This window comes from Actinacidiphila sp. bgisy167 (assembly GCF_965342175.1).
Classification (GTDB): domain Bacteria; phylum Actinomycetota; class Actinomycetes; order Streptomycetales; family Streptomycetaceae; genus Actinacidiphila.
In genome coordinates this window covers 70,675-86,546 of record NZ_CBDRBL010000001.1, presented here as the reverse complement: position 1 = coordinate 86,546, position 15,872 = coordinate 70,675, and the positions used below count along the sequence as shown (strand labels likewise).

The 15,872-nt window shown below is 71.6% G+C and carries 17 protein-coding genes, 3 tRNA genes and 1 pseudogene; 12 read left to right on the top strand and 9 right to left on the bottom strand.

Going from position 1 to position 15,872, the window contains the following annotated elements; genetic code table 11:
* Positions 1–6 precede the first annotated feature (6 nt).
* From ACRWND_RS00490 to ACRWND_RS00475, 4 genes are all read right to left on the bottom strand, one after another.
* Positions 7–1,389: an FAD-binding oxidoreductase gene (locus tag ACRWND_RS00490; RefSeq protein WP_431944556.1), complete on the bottom strand. Its 1,383-nt coding sequence runs from the start codon at positions 1,387–1,389 to the stop codon at positions 7–9.
* A gap of 74 nt (positions 1,390–1,463) precedes the next feature.
* On the bottom strand, positions 1,464–1,916 hold the full coding sequence (locus ACRWND_RS00485) for a flavodoxin family protein (protein WP_431944554.1): 453 nt from the start codon (positions 1,914–1,916) through the stop codon (positions 1,464–1,466).
* Positions 1,917–3,239, bottom strand: coding sequence for a radical SAM protein (locus tag ACRWND_RS00480; RefSeq protein WP_431944552.1), 1,323 nt, complete (start codon positions 3,237–3,239; stop codon positions 1,917–1,919). It lies immediately after the preceding gene.
* Between the two features lie 233 nt (positions 3,240–3,472).
* On the bottom strand, positions 3,473–3,961 hold the full coding sequence (locus ACRWND_RS00475) for a YajQ family cyclic di-GMP-binding protein (protein WP_431944550.1): 489 nt from the start codon (positions 3,959–3,961) through the stop codon (positions 3,473–3,475).
* A 187-nt stretch (positions 3,962–4,148) separates the two neighbouring features.
* On the opposite strand from ACRWND_RS00475, the gene ACRWND_RS00470 reads away from it, so the two are divergent.
* From ACRWND_RS00470 to ACRWND_RS00455, 4 genes and pseudogenes are all read left to right on the top strand, one after another.
* Positions 4,149–4,230: transfer RNA gene (locus tag ACRWND_RS00470), tRNA-Tyr, on the top strand.
* 258 nt (positions 4,231–4,488) lie between these two features.
* Entirely contained in the window at positions 4,489–4,920 is a 432-nt protein-coding gene (locus tag ACRWND_RS00465; RefSeq protein ID WP_431944548.1) for a DUF4259 domain-containing protein, read from the top strand.
* A gap of 325 nt (positions 4,921–5,245) precedes the next feature.
* A complete protein-coding gene (locus ACRWND_RS00460; protein WP_431944547.1) occupies positions 5,246–5,893 on the top strand; it encodes a hypothetical protein in 648 nt (215 codons plus the stop codon).
* A gap of 99 nt (positions 5,894–5,992) precedes the next feature.
* Positions 5,993–6,112, top strand: a pseudogene (locus ACRWND_RS00455) (RNA-guided endonuclease TnpB family protein); the annotation flags it as partial.
* A 345-nt stretch (positions 6,113–6,457) separates the two neighbouring features.
* Here ACRWND_RS00455 and ACRWND_RS00450 read toward each other — a convergent pair.
* Positions 6,458–7,141 (bottom strand): hypothetical protein, encoded by a 684-nt coding sequence (locus tag ACRWND_RS00450; protein ID WP_431944545.1) that lies wholly within the window; start codon positions 7,139–7,141, stop codon positions 6,458–6,460.
* A 789-nt stretch (positions 7,142–7,930) separates the two neighbouring features.
* Here ACRWND_RS00450 and ACRWND_RS00445 point away from each other — a divergent pair.
* A complete protein-coding gene (locus tag ACRWND_RS00445; protein WP_431944543.1) occupies positions 7,931–8,482 on the top strand; it encodes a DoxX family protein in 552 nt (183 codons plus the stop codon).
* 358 nt (positions 8,483–8,840) lie between these two features.
* On the opposite strand, the gene ACRWND_RS00440 is transcribed toward ACRWND_RS00445, so the two are convergent.
* The 3 genes from ACRWND_RS00440 to ACRWND_RS00430 all read right to left on the bottom strand — a co-directional run bounded on the left by ACRWND_RS00440 (position 8,841) and on the right by ACRWND_RS00430 (position 11,389).
* Positions 8,841–9,308: a DUF1348 family protein gene (locus ACRWND_RS00440; RefSeq protein ID WP_431944541.1), complete on the bottom strand. Its 468-nt coding sequence runs from the start codon at positions 9,306–9,308 to the stop codon at positions 8,841–8,843.
* Between the two features lie 145 nt (positions 9,309–9,453).
* A complete protein-coding gene (locus ACRWND_RS00435; protein WP_431944539.1) occupies positions 9,454–10,116 on the bottom strand; it encodes an NAD(P)H-binding protein in 663 nt (220 codons plus the stop codon).
* A 28-nt stretch (positions 10,117–10,144) separates the two neighbouring features.
* Positions 10,145–11,389, bottom strand: a complete 1,245-nt coding sequence (locus tag ACRWND_RS00430) for an amidohydrolase family protein (RefSeq protein WP_431944537.1) — start codon at positions 11,387–11,389, stop codon at positions 10,145–10,147.
* A 212-nt stretch (positions 11,390–11,601) separates the two neighbouring features.
* On the opposite strand from ACRWND_RS00430, the gene ACRWND_RS00425 reads away from it, so the two are divergent.
* The 7 genes from ACRWND_RS00425 to ACRWND_RS00395 all read left to right on the top strand — a co-directional run bounded on the left by ACRWND_RS00425 (position 11,602) and on the right by ACRWND_RS00395 (position 15,236).
* Positions 11,602–11,674, top strand: a tRNA-Thr gene (locus tag ACRWND_RS00425).
* 46 nt (positions 11,675–11,720) lie between these two features.
* A tRNA-Met gene (locus ACRWND_RS00420) sits at positions 11,721–11,793 on the top strand.
* Between the two features lie 95 nt (positions 11,794–11,888).
* Positions 11,889–12,053, top strand: a complete 165-nt coding sequence (gene rpmG / locus ACRWND_RS00415) for a 50S ribosomal protein L33 (RefSeq protein ID WP_004571794.1) — start codon at positions 11,889–11,891, stop codon at positions 12,051–12,053.
* A gap of 102 nt (positions 12,054–12,155) precedes the next feature.
* On the top strand, positions 12,156–12,608 hold the full coding sequence (locus tag ACRWND_RS00410; RefSeq protein WP_431944532.1) for an FAS1-like dehydratase domain-containing protein: 453 nt from the start codon (positions 12,156–12,158) through the stop codon (positions 12,606–12,608).
* A gap of 4 nt (positions 12,609–12,612) precedes the next feature.
* On the top strand, positions 12,613–13,047 hold the full coding sequence (locus ACRWND_RS00405) for a MaoC family dehydratase (protein ID WP_431944530.1): 435 nt from the start codon (positions 12,613–12,615) through the stop codon (positions 13,045–13,047).
* 98 nt (positions 13,048–13,145) lie between these two features.
* Positions 13,146–13,709: a TetR/AcrR family transcriptional regulator gene (locus tag ACRWND_RS00400; protein ID WP_431944528.1), complete on the top strand. Its 564-nt coding sequence runs from the start codon at positions 13,146–13,148 to the stop codon at positions 13,707–13,709.
* Between the two features lie 81 nt (positions 13,710–13,790).
* Complete coding sequence (locus tag ACRWND_RS00395; protein ID WP_431944526.1) at positions 13,791–15,236, top strand: DHA2 family efflux MFS transporter permease subunit; 1,446 nt, start codon at positions 13,791–13,793, stop codon at positions 15,234–15,236.
* Between the two features lie 122 nt (positions 15,237–15,358).
* Here the strand turns inward: ACRWND_RS00395 and ACRWND_RS00390 are convergent, their stop codons facing one another.
* Positions 15,359–15,841 (bottom strand): winged helix-turn-helix transcriptional regulator, encoded by a 483-nt coding sequence (locus ACRWND_RS00390; protein ID WP_431944524.1) that lies wholly within the window; start codon positions 15,839–15,841, stop codon positions 15,359–15,361.
* Positions 15,842–15,872 lie beyond the last annotated feature (31 nt).

Genomic DNA, 15,872 nt, shown 5'->3' with positions numbered 1-15,872 from the left:
ACCGGCTCAACCGGGCTCGATGTTGTGGTTGAGCCGGAACGCGTTCTCCGGGTCGTACTCCCGCTTCACCCTGGCCAGCCGCCCCACGTTGTGCGCGCCGAAACCGGCGATCACCCGGCTCGCGCCCTCGTCGCCGATGAAGTTCAGATAGACCGCCCCGGAGGACCACGGCCGCAGGTCGGCACGCACGTCGTGCGCCCACCGCCGGGCCCGCTCGTCGTCCGCCGGGTCGGCCCACAGCCCGAAGGGGTGCACGACCCACGGCGCCCGGCGCCAGGGCAGCGGATAGTCGGCCGGACCGCGCGCCACGGCGCCGCCCACCGGGAACAGCACGTGCTGTGAGGGGGAGGGGACCACCATGTCCCGGGCGCGGGCGCAGAAGCGCGACACCGCCTCGTCCGGGAAGTCGCTCAGATACTCCGCCGACCAGTGGTTCCGGTAGCCCGGCGGGTCGTCGAACATGCACTGCAGCTCCGCGTACGGCACCTCCACGACCATGCGGCCCTGCGGGGCGAGCGCCAGCAGCCGCTCGAGCGCCTCGCGCGCGGCGTCACCGGTGCCGGCGTACGTGAACACCACGGCGCAGGCGAGCGACCCCACCAAATGCTCCGGCACGAACTCCTCCGGCGGCCCGGTCAGAAAGAGCAGACCCCCGCCCACCTCGTCCGGCGCCGAGGACAGCAGCGAGCGGTAGGCGCGCAGCACCTCAGGAGCGGCTTCCGGCGGCCACAGCAGCAGGGCCGCGGTGACCGCGGGCAGCGGGTGCAGCCGCAGCGTCAGCGAGGTGGCGACGCCGAAGTTGCCGCCGCCCCCGTGCAGCGCCCAGAACAGCTCCGGGTTCTCGTCCTCGGCGGCGCGCACCAAGGTGCCGTCCGCCGTCACCAGTTCGACCTCCACCAGGTTGTCGCAGGCCAGCCCGAACTTCCTCTCCAGCCACCCCGATCCGCCCCCGAGGGTGAAACCGCCCACCCCCGTGGTGGACACCCGTCCCCCGGTGGTGACCAGGTCGTACGGCTGTGTCGACCGGTCCAGGTGGCTCATCGTGGCGCCCCCGCCGACCCGCGCCGTGCGGGCCGCCGGATCGACGACCACCGCGTGCATGCGCCGCAGGTCGACGACGATGCCGCCGTCGGTCAGCGCCCTGCCGGAGACACCGTGTCCACCCCCGCGGACGGCGATCTCGAGCCCGCGCTCACGGCCGAAGCGGATCGCGGCGGCGACGTCCTCCACCGTCTCGCACAGGGCGATCAAGGACGGCCTGCGGTCGATCATGGCGTTGAACAGGGTGCGGCTCTCGTCGTACGACGGATCGCCCGGCGCGAGGACCTCGCCCGCGAAGCCGGATCGCAGGGCGTCCAGGGCCGCGTCGTCCAGGACATGCGGTGCCATCGTGCTGCCCCTCTCTCCCTCTCCACGGTAGGGCGGGGACAGGGGCCCGGCACGTCGGTACCGGGCCCGGACGCTCAGTCCGCCAGCGTGGCGGCCAGGGTCGCGCCCAGTTCCCAGCAGGAGTGCAGATCGGCCTTGGACGGCTCACCGGTGACCGCCACCTCCGTCGCCGCCTGCTCCCAGCCCAGGCCCGTGGTGATCGACCGGATGCCCCGAACCGTCCCGGTGACGTCGCCGCCCCCGTGCACGTAGTAGCCGAACGGGCGGCCGCGCGTGCTGTCCAGGCACGGGTAGTAGACCTGGTCGAAGAAGTGCTTGAGGGCCCCCGCCATGTAGCCGAGGTTCGCCGTCGTGCCCAGCAGGTAGCCGTCCGCCGCGAGCACGTCGGAGGCGGTCGCCGCGAGGGCGGCCCGCCGCACGACGTCCACGCCCTCGATCTCGTCGGTGGTCGCCCCCGCGACCACCGCCTCGAACATCGCCTGCACATTCGGCGACGGCGTGTGATGCACGATCAGCAGCGTGGGCACTCAGCTCACTCCGACGGGTGCCGACGCCGGCAGGCTGTCCATGAACGAGCTCACCGAGAACACCGCGTTGCCGGGACCGGCCGGCCCGTATCCGGGCGGCGAGCTCAGCCCGTACTCCTCCAGCGTCGCGCGGTACACGTCCAGCAGCCGGATGTGGTACTCCAGCGGCGCGCCCTCGGGGTTCGCCTTGCCCAGCGGGGTCGTCGGCTCCGGGCACCACGTCGTGAAGCGGGGGGTGATGCCACGCGACATGAAGAAGCGCAGGCCCTCCGCCGTCGAGTCGATCGCCTCCCCGACGCTGCCGAAGCCGAACGGCTCGGCCATCTCCACACCCGCCACGAAGTTGGGGATCACATTGCGGGGGCCGAAGATCTCCGCCGAGTCCAGGATGCGGCGGTGCCACTCGTCGCGGCCGACGTAGCGCTCCTTGCCGGGGCAGTAGAGCTCGAACAGACGGCGGTCCCACACCTCGTAGTTGGGGTGGTAGATCTGCACGCCGTAGTCCTTGAAGCGCTGCACATCCTCCTTCGGCAGCGCCTGCGCGACGACCTTGCCGATCCAGCGCCCGGGAAAACGCTCCTCGATGGCCTTCGCGTAGTGGCCGTAGAAGTCGGCCTCGTCGCGCCCGGCCACCTTGGAGGTGATCGCGCCGCCGGTGAGGGTGTACGCGGTGGAGGCCTTCGTCTCGTCGTACTTGTCGATGATCTCCAGCGCCTCCAGCACCTCCTCGACCGGCTTGACGCCCGTGTAGGGGCGCCCGGCCGCCTTGTGCTGCCGCCAGTTGTGGTTGATGTCGCAGTACTGGCACTCCTCCTTGGCGCCGAAGTACTGGCACACGCGGAAGACCGTCAGATAGATCAGGTAGCCCCACTGGATCGTCGGCGCGACCTCCATCACCGACTTCCCGTTCTCCAGGGTGTGCCGGTAGTACGCCGGCATCGGCGGCAGCCCGACGTCGGCGATGCGCACCCCGTCGAGGTACAGCCCGAGCACCCCGCGCCCGCCCGCCCGCACGCGGTACGGCGAGGCCGGGTTCACCCGCACCGACACCACCGTGCGGCGCAGATCGTAGGGCCCGCCGGTGAGCACGATCTCCTCCGGCGGCCGCTTCAGCGCGGCGGCGCCCAGCTCGGGGAGGGTGCGGTGGTCGAAGGAGAAGATGAAGTACGACTTCGGTTTGACGTCGCCGTCCTCGTTGCCGCTGAGCGCCGACTCGTCGAACGCGATGCCGCCGCGCAGCAGGTCCTCCTTGATGACCGCCTCGCGGGGGACGTGCGGGAAGCGGCTCATCAGGTCCTCGACCAAAGCGGTGCGGCTCTGCATGCCCGGTTCCTTCCTCGAGACGCTGCCCCGGGTCCGCCGTCGACGGACGGGGCGGTCCGGGGGAGACCTAACAGGAAGACACTACGCACCTGCGGGGGCCTGCCGGGGTGGCACCCTCCGAATGCGCCCTCCCGCGGACCCGCGGGCACGCCTGTGCGCCCGCAGGCCCGCGGGGGAGGGGGCATCAGGGTCCCGGTCGGCTGTTCCCGACCGGGACCGGCGTGGAGACGCGCTCAGCGGTAGTTGACGAACTGCAGCGCGAAGTCGAAGTCCTTGCCCTTGAGCAGCGTGATGACGGCCTGCAGGTCGTCCCGGCTCTTGGAGCTCACGCGCAGCTCCTCGCCCTGCACCTGAGCCTTGACGCCCTTGGGCCCCTCGTCCCGGATGATCTTGGCGACCTTCTTGGCGTTCTCCTGCGAGATGCCCTCCTCGACGAAGGCGAAGATCTTGTACTCCTTGCCGGACAGCTGGGGCTCGCCCGCGTCCAGCGACTTCAGCGAGATCCCCCGCTTGACCAGCTTGGTCTCGAAGACGTCCAGGATGGCCTTGACCCGCTCCTCGGAGTTGGCCTGCATCAGGATCTTGTCCCCGGACCACGAGATCGACGCGCCGACGTTCTTGAAGTCGTAGCGCTGCGAGATCTCCTTCGCGGCCTGGTTGAGGGCGTTGTCGACCTCCTGCCGCTCGACCTTCGAGACGATGTCGAAACTGGAGTCGGCCATCTTCTGTTGGCTCCTTGGCTCTGAGCTGTCAGGTCCGCGACCCGCCTGCGGGCCGCTCCGCAAGCCTAGCCACCGGACCCGCCCGAGGTGCTGATCAATAGGGTGGCGGAGCACCCCCGGGCATCGGGTATTGTTTACGACGTCGCCACGGGGACCGCACACAAGCGGCCCGCGGAGACACTTCCCAGGCGGTGTGCCCGAGTGGCCAATGGGAGCGGACTGTAAATCCGTCGGCTTAGCCTACCCAGGTTCGAATCCTGGCGCCGCCACAGTGGAAACACAGCCCCTGAGCTGCGGAAACGCAGCGCAGGGGCTGTTTTGTTTGCGCCAGCGGATGCGGGTCACTGTCTCGCTCCGTCCCGTTCTCGCACGGTCTCTACCAGCGGTTGTGGACGGGGCGTGGACGGGAATCCGGCGCCCGACCTGCGGCTGTGGGGCATCCGTGGGACGGCGGACCCTGGTCGCCGTCGACCGCGTTGTCAGTGGCCGGTGCGAGGCTCCCGGCGTAGCTGTGCGAGGAGATCATCATGGGTACCTGGGCCACCGGCTCTTTTGACAACGACACCGCGGCAGACTTCGCCGACGGTCTCGACGACGCCAAGCCCGAGGAACGCGAAGCCCTGATTCGCGGCGTGCTCACCCGGACCGTGGACGCCAGCGGCTACCTCACGGAAGCGGAGGAAGCCGTGGCCGCTGCGGCGCTGATTGCGGCGCAGTGTCCAGGCGGTGAACCGGTCGACACGTCCTACGGCCCTGAAACACCCATGCCGACCTTCCCCTCTGATCTCAGGTCCCTGGCGGACGAAGCCCTCGCCCGCATCGTCAGCGACGAATCCGGATTGGCGTCGAACTGGGTCGACCCACGAGACGGGAGGCAATGGCGTGCGACGCTCAACGGCCTTCGCGCCGTACTCGCCCCGCCACCACCGACCATCCCGCTCTTCGACATCGAGCCGTAGCGCAGGGCGGCGGGTTCCGTGGCACCCGTCGCCCTGCGCATGGGCGACTAGGGCAGGGGGCTCCTTCGCTCACGCAGGCGAGCTGAAATCCTTTCGTTCGCGGCTTCGTCCCCGCCCTTCAGGAACTTCGCGTACACCAAAAGAGCACGGCGACGCCGTGGCCCGCGCGCTCCGCCACCAGCCGCGGCTCTACGCCCGAGCTGAGCCAGGTGGAAACGGCTGCACGATCAAACGCACGCACGACCGACTACTCCCCCTCGACTGCAGGTACGCGGCCCTGAAGTGCCGTGACGCTGCACTCGCCCCTACGGCATGATCCTTGTCCATGGGACCACTCGACGGTGCGGACCTGCCGGGCTACCGGCAGGTCGCCGAGCACGCCTGGACCGATGACCACGGCGATGTGATCAGCCTTCACTTCTTCGACCTGCCTCCGGACATACCGGCGCCCCTGGAGGAGCCGGACCGGCTGCGGCAGGCACTCGCCCGCTTCACGGCCGACGCGGGCGGGGGCCTCATCGAGGCCGACGTCGTCCGGGTCGCCGGACTGCCGGCGCTGCGCCAGGTACTCAAAGTGCCGCTGCCGGACCGGCCGAGGGGCCAGGCGTTCCTGGGCACTTACACCCTGCCGCGCGCGGCCTGCAGCGCGGTGGTCAAGGTGCAGGCCTTTGCAGACGGCGTCACAGGGATGCGCGAGGCCATGGTGCTCGCCGAACTCGGGCCCGAACAGTACTTCCTGGAGCATCCCTACGCGCCCGGGCTGCGCGGCGGGCTCCCCTTTCACCGCGCTGACGCGGAGGAGTACGACGTGCGCTTCCCCGGCCACCCGCTCACCCGGGTGCGGACGGTGCTCGCCCACCTCGCCGGGACCCTGGGCGCCGAGCCCGGCTTCGCGGAGCTCCCGCCGTTCATCGGGCCTGCCGGCCGCGGATTCCTGGGACGGGTGAGCAAGCGCACACGCCGGGACCGGTGATCCACCGGCGGTGCCGGAGGCCGCCGCTACAGCAACTGCGCTCCAACGGCCCCGCACCGAGGCGGACTGGCGGGCTCGCGGACAGTCCCCGCAGCCATCCGCAGCGTATCCCCCAGGGACAAGAACTCCGCGCGCGTGATGCTGGTCCGGGCTGGTCTCAACCCGGCTGGTGTCGAGGGCGTAAGACCTCCGGGGGCGCTGCTCCCGGAGGCAGCCTGAGCCAGGAATCCCCCCCTTCAGGGAGGGGAGGTGTCAACTGGTTCCTCTCAGCACGAAGGGGCCGTGGTGTGGTGAGGCACCGGCGCCGCCTTATGCCCAGGCACGTGCGGCTGCCGCGCTGATGGGTCACGAGTGACTCGGCACGTTGCACCAGGCCCGACTGTCCGAGTAAGACGCTGCAGACGGCAGCCTTCACGACATGGCACGTCCTGGCAGCCCGTGCGCACCCGCCGCGTCCGCGGCGGATGCCGGCACCCATGGTGACGGACCCCCGCCGTCCGCGGTCGCGTGCTCTTCGTTCGTGAGAACCGGGCAGCGAGCGCCCGTGTGGCACCAGTCACGAGGTCAGCGCCAGGAGGTGTCGTGGGTGACGCGGCGTCCGCGGGAGTCGTACTGGTCGACGGCGGCGATGGTCTTGCCGTCGGGTATGGCGACGGCCCAGGCGTGGTAGTCGGTGCCGGGGACGGTGGCGGTGCGGGCCTTGAGGCGCGTGCCGTCGGTGAGGTTGACGATGCCGTAGGCGATGCCGGTCTCGGGGTTGGAGACCATGAGACGGGAGCCGGAGAGGCCCTTGTCCTGGAAGCTCCACAGCCCCATGCCGCCGTTGCCGGCGGGGTCGTGGGTGCCGTCGACGGGCTGGCAGTCCGACCAGGGGCCGCCCTGGTGGTCGAGGCGTACGCCGTCGATGTACATGCGCTGGCACAGCAGTGCGTCGGCGGGGACGGTGCTGCCGCTTGGGTAGGTGGGGAGTTCGTAGCCCTCCGGCAGCGTCGGGTGGAACTCCAACGCCACCGACCAGGGCTTGCCGTCCACCCGGCCCCTGTCGATCAGCTGGGTGACGACCCGGGGTGTCTGCTTCTTCGACGCGACGACGGCCTTCGCGGCCACCGCTGCGGGAGCGCCGGCCCGGTGTGCGGCAGGGGCCGGTGCCGACGGCGCCGCCGCGGCGGAGGCGCCGAACGACGCCACGCCGACGGCGAGCGTCGCGACAGCGGCCAGGCAGGCCTTGCGGGCAGAACTGAGAACCACGGAGCTTTCTCCTTCGGAGCTGCCACCCGGCACGGCGCCGGGCGGTCCTGACGGCCGGCGTGCTGGGCCCGCGCGTCGGCTGGCGGCGGCCACCGCGTGCGGAGGCCGCCGCTTGGACGTCCGCCCGTAGTAACTCCCGAATGCGCGTGGGAGGTTGCATGGCTGCGCAACGTCGTTCACGAGGTAGGGGGTCGGCCCTCGTGCGGCGACGCGCTCCCACCCCGTCACGCGCGGTGTGGCGAGCGGGCACGTGGGATGACGGGCATGCCGTGAAGGGGCCGACGGGTACGGCGTACGGGAGCCACCGCTCATCGCGGACCGCGGCGTCGTCGACCCGGAAGGTCCGTGCCCGGCGATCACCGCTGCCCCGTGTCGAACCCCGTCCGGCCGTGGGGGCCGGGAACGACGCCGTGGGACCCGCGCGAGGGCGGCGACGCGGACCGGTGCCGCCCTTCGCCCTTCGCCGGTCGCCGGTCGACAGGTGGGGCCGGGCCGCCCACCCTCGGTCCTCTCGGCGCCCCGCCAACCATGTCCGGTCGCCTCCGAGGGCTGGGCCCCGGCATCTGAGGCTCCGAGCGGGAAGACGCGGCCGCCCTCAATACTTTCGACATTTCTGGATGAGACGGAAGAAAAAGGGAAAATGGTTGAAAGCGGAACTCGGCCGTCGCGTCCCCCGAAGGAGGGACGCGGGACGCCGGCGAGATCCGCGGTGACCGCACCCACGCATCCGCTGACTCGCGGGGCCGGCCGGCGCCGTCCACCGGGGCATCGGAGCAGAAGAGGTTTCCCATGAATCACCTAGTCGAGCGACTGCGCGTTCCGCCGCAGACCCAGGACGTCGGCCCGCGGCGGCCGGGGGTCACGGCCGGCGACTGGGGCCTGCTGCTGATCCGGCTCACCTTCGGCCTCCTGATGGCGGGGCACGGACTCCAAAAGCTCACCGGATGGTTCGGCGGCCCGGGGCTCGCCGACACCGGCAGGGGCTTCGAGGCGCTGGGCTACTCGCCGGGCAAGGTCTATGCAGCCATCGCCGGCGCATCGGAGTTCCTGGGCGGCGTGGGGCTGGCGCTGGGGCTGTTCACCCCGCTCGCCGCGGCTGCCCTGATCGGCGTGATGATCAATGCCATGGCCACGGTGACCGGCACCCACGGACTGTGGGACCAGCAGGGCGGCATCGAGTACAACCTGGCCATCACGGTCGTCGCCCTCGGTGTCGCAGCCATCGGACCGGGGCGGCTGGCGCTGGACCGCTTCTTCCGCTGGGGGAGGGGCGGCTGGACCGACGCCGCCGTCGCGCTGGGGCTGGGCGGCCTGGGGGCCGCCATCGTCCTCAGCCTGTAGCCGCAGGCCCCCGCGCCGGCGGCGCACGCCTTCGCCCCCCGGGTTCGGGTCGGCGGCCAGCGTGGCCGCCCAGCCTCACTCACCCGTACGAGCGACACGTGAGGGGAGGCGCAGAAAATCGAACACATGATTGAATGACGGGCATGGCCAACACCGTGTTCCCGTCAGACCTGGTGCAGGCGCAACGCGAATGGCACCACACCTACGCGCAGCTCGCAGCGGAGCCGACCCATGCGGCGGTTCTCCGGCGGCGTCTGCTGTGGCTGTCCTGCCGGCTGTTCTGGCATCCGTACTGGCGCACCGGCCCGGGCCGCTCGCCGGCGGCCCGGGGGGAGCTGCGGGAGCTGGCGCGGGCCGCTCAGAACCCGAGGTCGGAAAGACCGGGGCGATCGTCGGGCCGCCGCCCCAGCGGCCAGTGGTACGCGCGCTCCGACTCCGCGATGGGGACGTCGTTGATGCTGGCCAGCCGTACGCGCATCAGGCCCTCGTCGTCGAACTCCCAGTTCTCGTTGCCGTAGGAGCGGTACCAGTTCCCGGAGTCGTCGTGGCACTCGTAGGCGAAGCGGACCGCGATGCGGTTGCCTTCGAAGGCCCAGAGTTCCTTGATGAGCCGGTAGTCCTGCTCCCTCGTCCACTTGCGGGTGAGGAACGCGACGATCTCCGCCCGCCCGTTGACGAACTCGCCGCGGTTCCTCCACCGGCTGTCCGGCGTGTAGGCGAGCGCCACCTTCTCAGGGTCGCGGGTGTTCCAGGCGTCCTCCGCGAGCCGGACCTTCTCGATCGCCGTCTCGCGGGTGAACGGGGGTGCCGGGGGCTTCATCGGCATGCTCTCTCCGTGGTGTCAGGGGGACGGCGCCGGGCGTCCCGATGCGGTCCAGTGCAGCCCAGAGCGGGGCTGATCGCACGTCGGCCCACCCCCTCTACCCGGCTGGCTCCTTCCGCATCCGCGGGGGAGCCCGGCGGCCCGCGCTTCAGTTGCCGGCGACGTCCTTGACCGCGACCGAGACCGGGGTGTGTCCTTCGACGAGCTCCAGGGTGAGCCCTGCCGTCGACGGGGTGTCGAGCAGCTCCGCGAGGACCGCCGCGACGTCGTCCCGCGTCACCGAACCGTGCCCGGTGGATGCGGCCAGTCGCACCCGGCCCGTACCGGAGTCGTCGGTCAGCCGGCCGGGGCGCACGATCGTCCACTCCAGGGCGGCACGACGGCGCACCTCCGCGTCGGCGGCGCCCTTGGCACGGAGATAGGCGGCGAAGACCTCGTCGCCGCCGGTGCGGCCGGCCGCGTCGGCGCCCATCGCGGAGATCATCAGATAGCGGCGCACCCCCGCGCGTTCCGCCGCGTCGGCCAGCAGCACGGCGGCGTCCCGGTCCACGGTCTCCTTGCGGGTGGCGCCACTGCCCGGCCCGGCGCCCGCCGCGAAGACGACCGCGTCGGCACCGGTCAGGGCCCGGGCCACGTCGTCCACCGACGCCGCCTCCAGGTCGAGCACGATCGGCTCGGCGCCCGCCTCGCGCAGGTCGGCGGCTTGTTCCGATGTGCGGATGAAGCCCGCCACCTCGTCCCCGCGCGCGGCGAGCAGCCGCTCCAGCCGCAGCGCGATCTGTCCATGTCCACCAGCGATCACAGTGCGCATGTCACCGACGCTACGCCCGGCGTGCCGTTCACGCCGGGTCGCGGCGGCTCCTCGACTGACGCGGCAGGTCGAGCGCCAGGGTGTCGGTGTACTCGCGTACCGCGCTGGTCCGCGAGACGACCCGTCCGCGGTGGATGACGATCCGGCTGTACGCGAGCGACAGCGCGCTCTCCAGCCGGTCGGCCCGCACCGCGAGCAGCTCGGCGGGGAAACCCGCCTCCACCCGCACTTCAGGCAGTCCCATGACGGCACGGGCATCGCGGCTCACGGCCTCGTACGCCTCCCCGGGGGCGCACTCGCCGTGCGAGGCGAGCAGGAAGGCCGCCTCGAGGGGATCGCCCCGGCCGACCGGGTTGGTCAGGTCGCGCAGCGCGCCGCTGCCCGCGGCGATCCGGGCGCCCGCCGCCCGCAGGGTCCGCACGGGCGCGGTGCCGCCCCTGCGCACCGACTCCAGCGCGCCGCAGGCGCCCTGGGGAAGTGCGGTCAGCGAGACCCCGGCGGCGGCGAGCTGCCCGGCGAGGCGGACGGTGGTGTCGTACGGGAGCCGGGCCAGGCCGCCGCAGGGGCCGAGGGTGACGCCGGGACGCAGCCCCCCCGCCATCGCGGCGAGCCGGGAGAGCCGGGCCGGATCGGCGGCGTCGGTGTGCAGGTCGACGGGGAGACCGAACTCCGCGGCGATGGCGAGCACCGTCTCCGCGTAGCCGGCCGGGTCGGGGTCCAGGTCGGGGCAGCCGCCCACCACGTCCGCGCCCATCTTGAGGGCGTCGCGGAGCGCGGCGAGGCCGTCCGCGCCGGCGGGTCCGGTGAGCACCCGCGGCACGGCCACCGTCTGCACGTCGACCAGGCCGCGCAGCGCGCGCCGGGCCTGCAGCGCCGCCTCCAGGGCGCGCAGCCCCTGGACGTCGCCGATGCGGATGTGGCTGCGCACCGCCGTGGCGCCGTGGCCGAGCTGGAGGAGGGCCCCCTCGGTGACCCTGCGCTGCACGTCCTCGGCGTCGTAGGAGGGCGGGCCCGCCGAGTCGGCGGTCAGGGCGGTGTCGAGGTGCGCATGGCATTCGGCGGGGGCGGGCAGCAGCAGATAGCCGGCGAGGTCGACCCGTGTGCCCTCGTGGAGGCTGCCGGAGGTGCCCACGGCCTCGATGCGGGCCCCGGCCAGGCGCACATCGACGGTGCGCCCGTCGGCGAGGCGGGCACCGCAGAGCAAGAGGGCGGGGGCTGGGGCGGCTTCGCCGAGCGGAGGGTCGGTGGGCTGCTGCGGCTGGCTGTCGGTCATCGCGCTCCTCGGCGCCGGAGGCAAGATCACGCGGTTCCGAGCCTAGGGCGCGCCGCCCGGTCCGTCCGGGAAGAGCGAATAGTCGTACCGGTGACGTCAAGTGACATGGGGGCCGTGCGGCTGGGACCCAGGAGGCGGCCGGTGGTCCGGCGACTGCCCGCAAGATACGGATTTCACCTTCGGCGGCGGAGCGTGTAATGTCTTCCTCGCTCGCCCCAATAGCTCAGTCGGCAGAGCGTCTCCATGGTAAGGAGAAGGTCTACGGTTCGATTCCGTATTGGGGCTCTGGTGATCGGATGACCCGCCTATCGGCGGGTGATCTCTTCATCGAAGCGGCGTAGCTCAGTCGGTAGAGCAAGCGGCTCATAATCGCTGTGTCACCGGTTCAAGTCCGGTCGCCGCTACCCTGCGTAGCCGATTGTGGGATCGGTCCTTCAATCGGCTACTCTTTCCGTGTTCAAAGTTCACATCTTATTGCCGTTCGTCAAGGAGCACTCACGTGGCCGCCACCGACGTCCGCCCGAAGATCACGCTGGCCTGCGTGGAGTGCAAGGAGCGGAACTACATCACCAAGAAGAACCGGCGCAACGACCCGGACCGTCTTGAGATGAAGAAGCACTGCCCGCGCTGCAACGCGCACACCGCGCACCGCGAGACGCGCTGACCCAGGCCGTTAGACCAACGAGGCCGCCCCACTCATCGGGGGCGGCCTCTTGGCGTTGGCGGATCCGCCGACGCGCAGCACAACAAGCTCCAGGAGGTGCCGATGGCGCTGGACCAGTCCTTCGTCGGGCGGACCTATCCGCCCACCGCCCCGTACGAGGTGGGACGGGAGAAGATCCGCGAGTTCGCCGAGGCCGTCGGTGACCCGAACCCCGTCTACACCGACCCCGAGGCGGCCAAGGCGCTGGGCCACCCCGATGTGATCGCGCCGCCGACCTTCCCGTTCGTGATCACGTACAAGGCGGCGGGGCAGGTCGTCCTCGATCCGGAGCTGGGGCTGGACTACAGCCGCGTGGTGCACGGCGACCAGAAGTTCAGCTACACCCGCCCCGTGCGGGCCGGTGACCGCCTGTCGGTGACGGTCGCCATCGAGGCCATCAAGTCGCTCGCGGGCAACGACGTCATCGACGTCCGCGGCGAGGTCCACGACGAGAGCGGCGAGCACGTGGTGACGGCGCTGATGAAACTGGTGGCGCGCGCGCCGGAGGGTGAGTGAACCGATGACGGCGAAGATCTCCTACGACGAGGTCGAGGTCGGCACCGAGCTGCCGGCGCAGTCGTTCCCCGTGGACCGCGCCACGCTCGTGCAGTACGCCGGCGCCTCCGGTGACTTCAACCCGATCCACTGGAACGAGAAGTTCGCCAAGGAGGTCGGCCTGCCGGACGTCATCGCGCACGGCATGTTCACCATGGCCTCGGCGGTCCGAGTGGTGACGGACTGGGCCGGTGACCCGGGTGCGGTCGTGGAGTACGGCGTCCGCTTCACCAAGCCGGTCGTGGTGCCGAACGACGACACGGGCGCGCTGATCGAGGTCAGCGCCAAGGTCGCGGCCAAGCTGGACGACGACGAGCGCACGGTCCGGGTGGACGTGACGGCCGTCAGCGCCGGGCAGAAGGTGCTGGGCATGTCTCGCGCGGTGGTCCGGCTCGCATAGCAGCTGCCGGGAGGTGAAGGCGGCGGGCGTGCCTGCCGCCTTTTCTCTTGGCCCGGTTCTCTTGGCCCGGCTTGTTATTGACTGATAACTTACTTCGTATGGCAGGTGACGGGATGCGGATGAGCGCGGAGGAGCGCCGCGAGGCGGCGGTCCGCGCGGCGATGACGGAGTTCGGCACGGGTGGCTACAACGGCACCTCCACCGGCGTCATCGCCAAGCGCATGGGTGTGTCGCAGCCGTATCTCTTCCGGCTCTTCCCGAACAAGAAGGCGCTGTTCCTGGCCGCCGCGGCGCGGTGCCTGGAGAAGATCCAGGCGCACTTCGAGGAGGCGGCCGCGGGGCTGGAGGGGGAGGAGGCGTTCCGGGCGATGTGCGGTTCCTACCAGGACCTCATCGGGGGTGGCGACGTCCTGCGGATGCAGCTGCAGATGTACGTGGCGGCCGTCGACGACGAGGAGATCCGCGAGGCCTGCCGGCGCGGCTGGCTGGACCTGTGGGACTTCGTCAGGGCGCGCACGGGGGTGGCCGAGCGCGAGACGGCGGAGTTCTTCGGCACGGGGATGCTCGTGAACGTACTGGTGGCGCTCGGCGTTCCGCAGGGCGAGCGCGGCTGGGCGGGGCTCGAGGCCCTCTACGCCGACCGCCTGCCGGAGAAGGGCTGACCGGTCGCGCCGCCGCCACGCTCCGGGCCCATCCATGTCCATGAAAGTTATTGATCGATTACTAATCATCTGGGGGAGTTCATGGCACAGCAATCGCAGGAGGCCAGGCGCGGCAGCGTCGTCTGGGCCCTCGTCATCACCAGCGCCGCCGGCTTCATGGCGGCGCTCGACAACCTGGTCGTCACCACGGCCCTGCCCTCCATCCGCGCCGACCTCGGCGGGGCCCTGGAGGACCTGGAGTGGACGGTGAGCGCCTACACGCTCACCTTCGCCGTCCTGCTGTTGTTCGGCGCGGCCCTGGGCGACCGCTTCGGCCGCCGGCGCATGTTCCTCGTCGGCCTCGGCGTCTTCTCGGCGGCCTCCGCCGCCGCGGCGCTCGCCCCCGGCATGGACGGGCTCATCGCCGCGCGCGCCGTCCAGGGCGTCGGCGCCGCGGTCCTGATGCCGCTCACCCTCACCCTGCTCTCGGCCACCGTCCCGCCCGAGCGGCGCGGCATGGTGTTCGGCATCTGGGGAGCCGTCAACGGCCTCGCGGTCGCCGCCGGGCCCCTCATCGGCGGCTCGCTGACCGAGCACATCTCCTGGCACTGGATCTTCTGGCTGAACGTCCCGATCGGCCTGCTGCTCCTGCCCCTCGCCAGGCTGCGGCTCGCCGAGAGCCGCGGCCTCGCCCCCCGGCTCGACGTGACCGGCACGGTGCTCGCCAGCGCGGGTCTGTTCGGCATCGTCTACGCCCTCGTCCGCGGCAATGCCGACGGCTGGACCAGCGGCCCGGTCCTCGGTGGGCTGATCGGCGGCGGTGTGCTGCTGGCCGTCTTCGTACGGCACGGCGTCCGCGCCCGCAATCCGATCCTGCCGATGCGGCTCTTCCGCAGCCGCGCCTTCGCCGCGATCAACACGGCCAGCCTGCTGATGTCCCTCGGTATGTTCGGCTCGATCTTCCTGCTCAGCCAGTTCTTCCAGAACGTCGCCGGCTACTCCCCGACACAGGCGGGGCTGCGCATGCTGCCCTGGACGGGCATGCCCATGATCGTCGCGCCCGTCGCGGGCTTCCTCTCCGACCGCCTCGGCGGTCGGCCGGTCGTGGCGGCCGGGCTCGCCCTGCAGGCGGTGGGCCTCGGCTGGTTCGCCCTGATCGTCGAGCCGGGAGTGTCGTACGCGGCGCAGGTGCCGGCGCTGATCGTGAGCGGTGTCGGGATGGCGATGTACTTCGCCCCGAGCGCCAACCTCGTCATGGGAAGTGTCCGGCCGGCGGAGCAGGGCATCGCCTCGGGCGCCAGCAACGCCCTGCGCGAGGTCGGCGGGGCCCTCGGCGTCGCGTCCCTCGCGGCGGTCTTCTCCGCGCAGGGGGGCTACGAGTCCGCGATGCGCTTCGTCGACGGCCTCACCCCAGCCCTCTGGGTGGGCGCGGTCGGCGTCGCGGCCGGCGCGCTCGCGGCCCTTGCCGTCCCGACCCGCCGCGCCGACGAGGCCGCCCCTGGGGCCACCGCGGCCCCGTCAAAGGCCCTCGCCGACGCGACCCCCTGACGGACCCCCCCTGTGAAGTCCGAGGCGGGTGCGCCGGCGAGGCGCGCCCGCCTCGGGTTGCCGGGCGACCGGGTCGAAGGAGGCGGGGCAGCACGGACCGCGTACGCCTGCCACCGCGTCGTTCAGCCGGACTCCGTCCGCCCCGCGGGCGTCCAACCCTCACCCCGGATGTCCAGCACCAGGTCCCGGTCGTGGAGTTCGTCCCCGCAGGTGCGGCAGAACTCGACGGCGTCCACCGGATGATCGTCCCGGTGCCGGAGCACGACCGGCGGCTCGTCCACCGCCCACTTGTCGCCCCACGCCAGCAGAGCCCGGATGACCGGTGCGAGATCGTGCCCCGCCTCGGTCAGGTGGTACTCGTACCGCGGCGGCCGCTCGCTGTAGGGGCGGCGTTCGACGATGCCGGCCTCCTCCAGGGCGCGCAGCCGCACGGTCAGGCGGTCCCGCGGCGCGCCCGTGTTGCGGGCGATGGCGTCGAACCGCCGGTTGCCGTAGAGGATCTCGCGGACCGCGAGCAGCGCCCATTTGTCGCCGACGAGGTGCAGGGCCGCGGCGGCGGAGCAGGGGCGCCCCGGCAGCGGGGGCACAGGTGCGGTCGGGCTCACCGGCCCAGTCTCACACAGCGGGTTGTGATCC

What these genes read in the sequence shown, in the direction of transcription:
- ACRWND_RS00410 (WP_431944532.1), top strand. Translation starts at nt 12,156, where the DNA reads ATGGCGCTGGACCAGTCCTTCGTCGGGCGGACCTATCCGCCCACCGCC.
- ACRWND_RS00480 (WP_431944552.1), bottom strand. Translation starts at nt 3,239, where the DNA reads ATGCAGAGCCGCACCGCTTTGGTCGAGGACCTGATGAGCCGCTTCCCG.
- ACRWND_RS00445 (WP_431944543.1), top strand. Translation starts at nt 7,931, where the DNA reads ATGAATCACCTAGTCGAGCGACTGCGCGTTCCGCCGCAGACCCAGGAC.
- ACRWND_RS00460 (WP_431944547.1), top strand. Translation starts at nt 5,246, where the DNA reads ATGGGACCACTCGACGGTGCGGACCTGCCGGGCTACCGGCAGGTCGCC.
- ACRWND_RS00490 (WP_431944556.1), bottom strand. Translation starts at nt 1,389, where the DNA reads ATGGCACCGCATGTCCTGGACGACGCGGCCCTGGACGCCCTGCGATCC.
- ACRWND_RS00475 (WP_431944550.1), bottom strand. Translation starts at nt 3,961, where the DNA reads ATGGCCGACTCCAGTTTCGACATCGTCTCGAAGGTCGAGCGGCAGGAG.
- ACRWND_RS00405 (WP_431944530.1), top strand. Translation starts at nt 12,613, where the DNA reads ATGACGGCGAAGATCTCCTACGACGAGGTCGAGGTCGGCACCGAGCTG.
- ACRWND_RS00395 (WP_431944526.1), top strand. Translation starts at nt 13,791, where the DNA reads ATGGCACAGCAATCGCAGGAGGCCAGGCGCGGCAGCGTCGTCTGGGCC.
- ACRWND_RS00440 (WP_431944541.1), bottom strand. Translation starts at nt 9,308, where the DNA reads ATGCCGATGAAGCCCCCGGCACCCCCGTTCACCCGCGAGACGGCGATC.
- ACRWND_RS00435 (WP_431944539.1), bottom strand. Translation starts at nt 10,116, where the DNA reads ATGCGCACTGTGATCGCTGGTGGACATGGACAGATCGCGCTGCGGCTG.
- ACRWND_RS00400 (WP_431944528.1), top strand. Translation starts at nt 13,146, where the DNA reads ATGGCAGGTGACGGGATGCGGATGAGCGCGGAGGAGCGCCGCGAGGCG.
- ACRWND_RS00465 (WP_431944548.1), top strand. Translation starts at nt 4,489, where the DNA reads ATGGGTACCTGGGCCACCGGCTCTTTTGACAACGACACCGCGGCAGAC.
- ACRWND_RS00430 (WP_431944537.1), bottom strand. Translation starts at nt 11,389, where the DNA reads ATGACCGACAGCCAGCCGCAGCAGCCCACCGACCCTCCGCTCGGCGAA.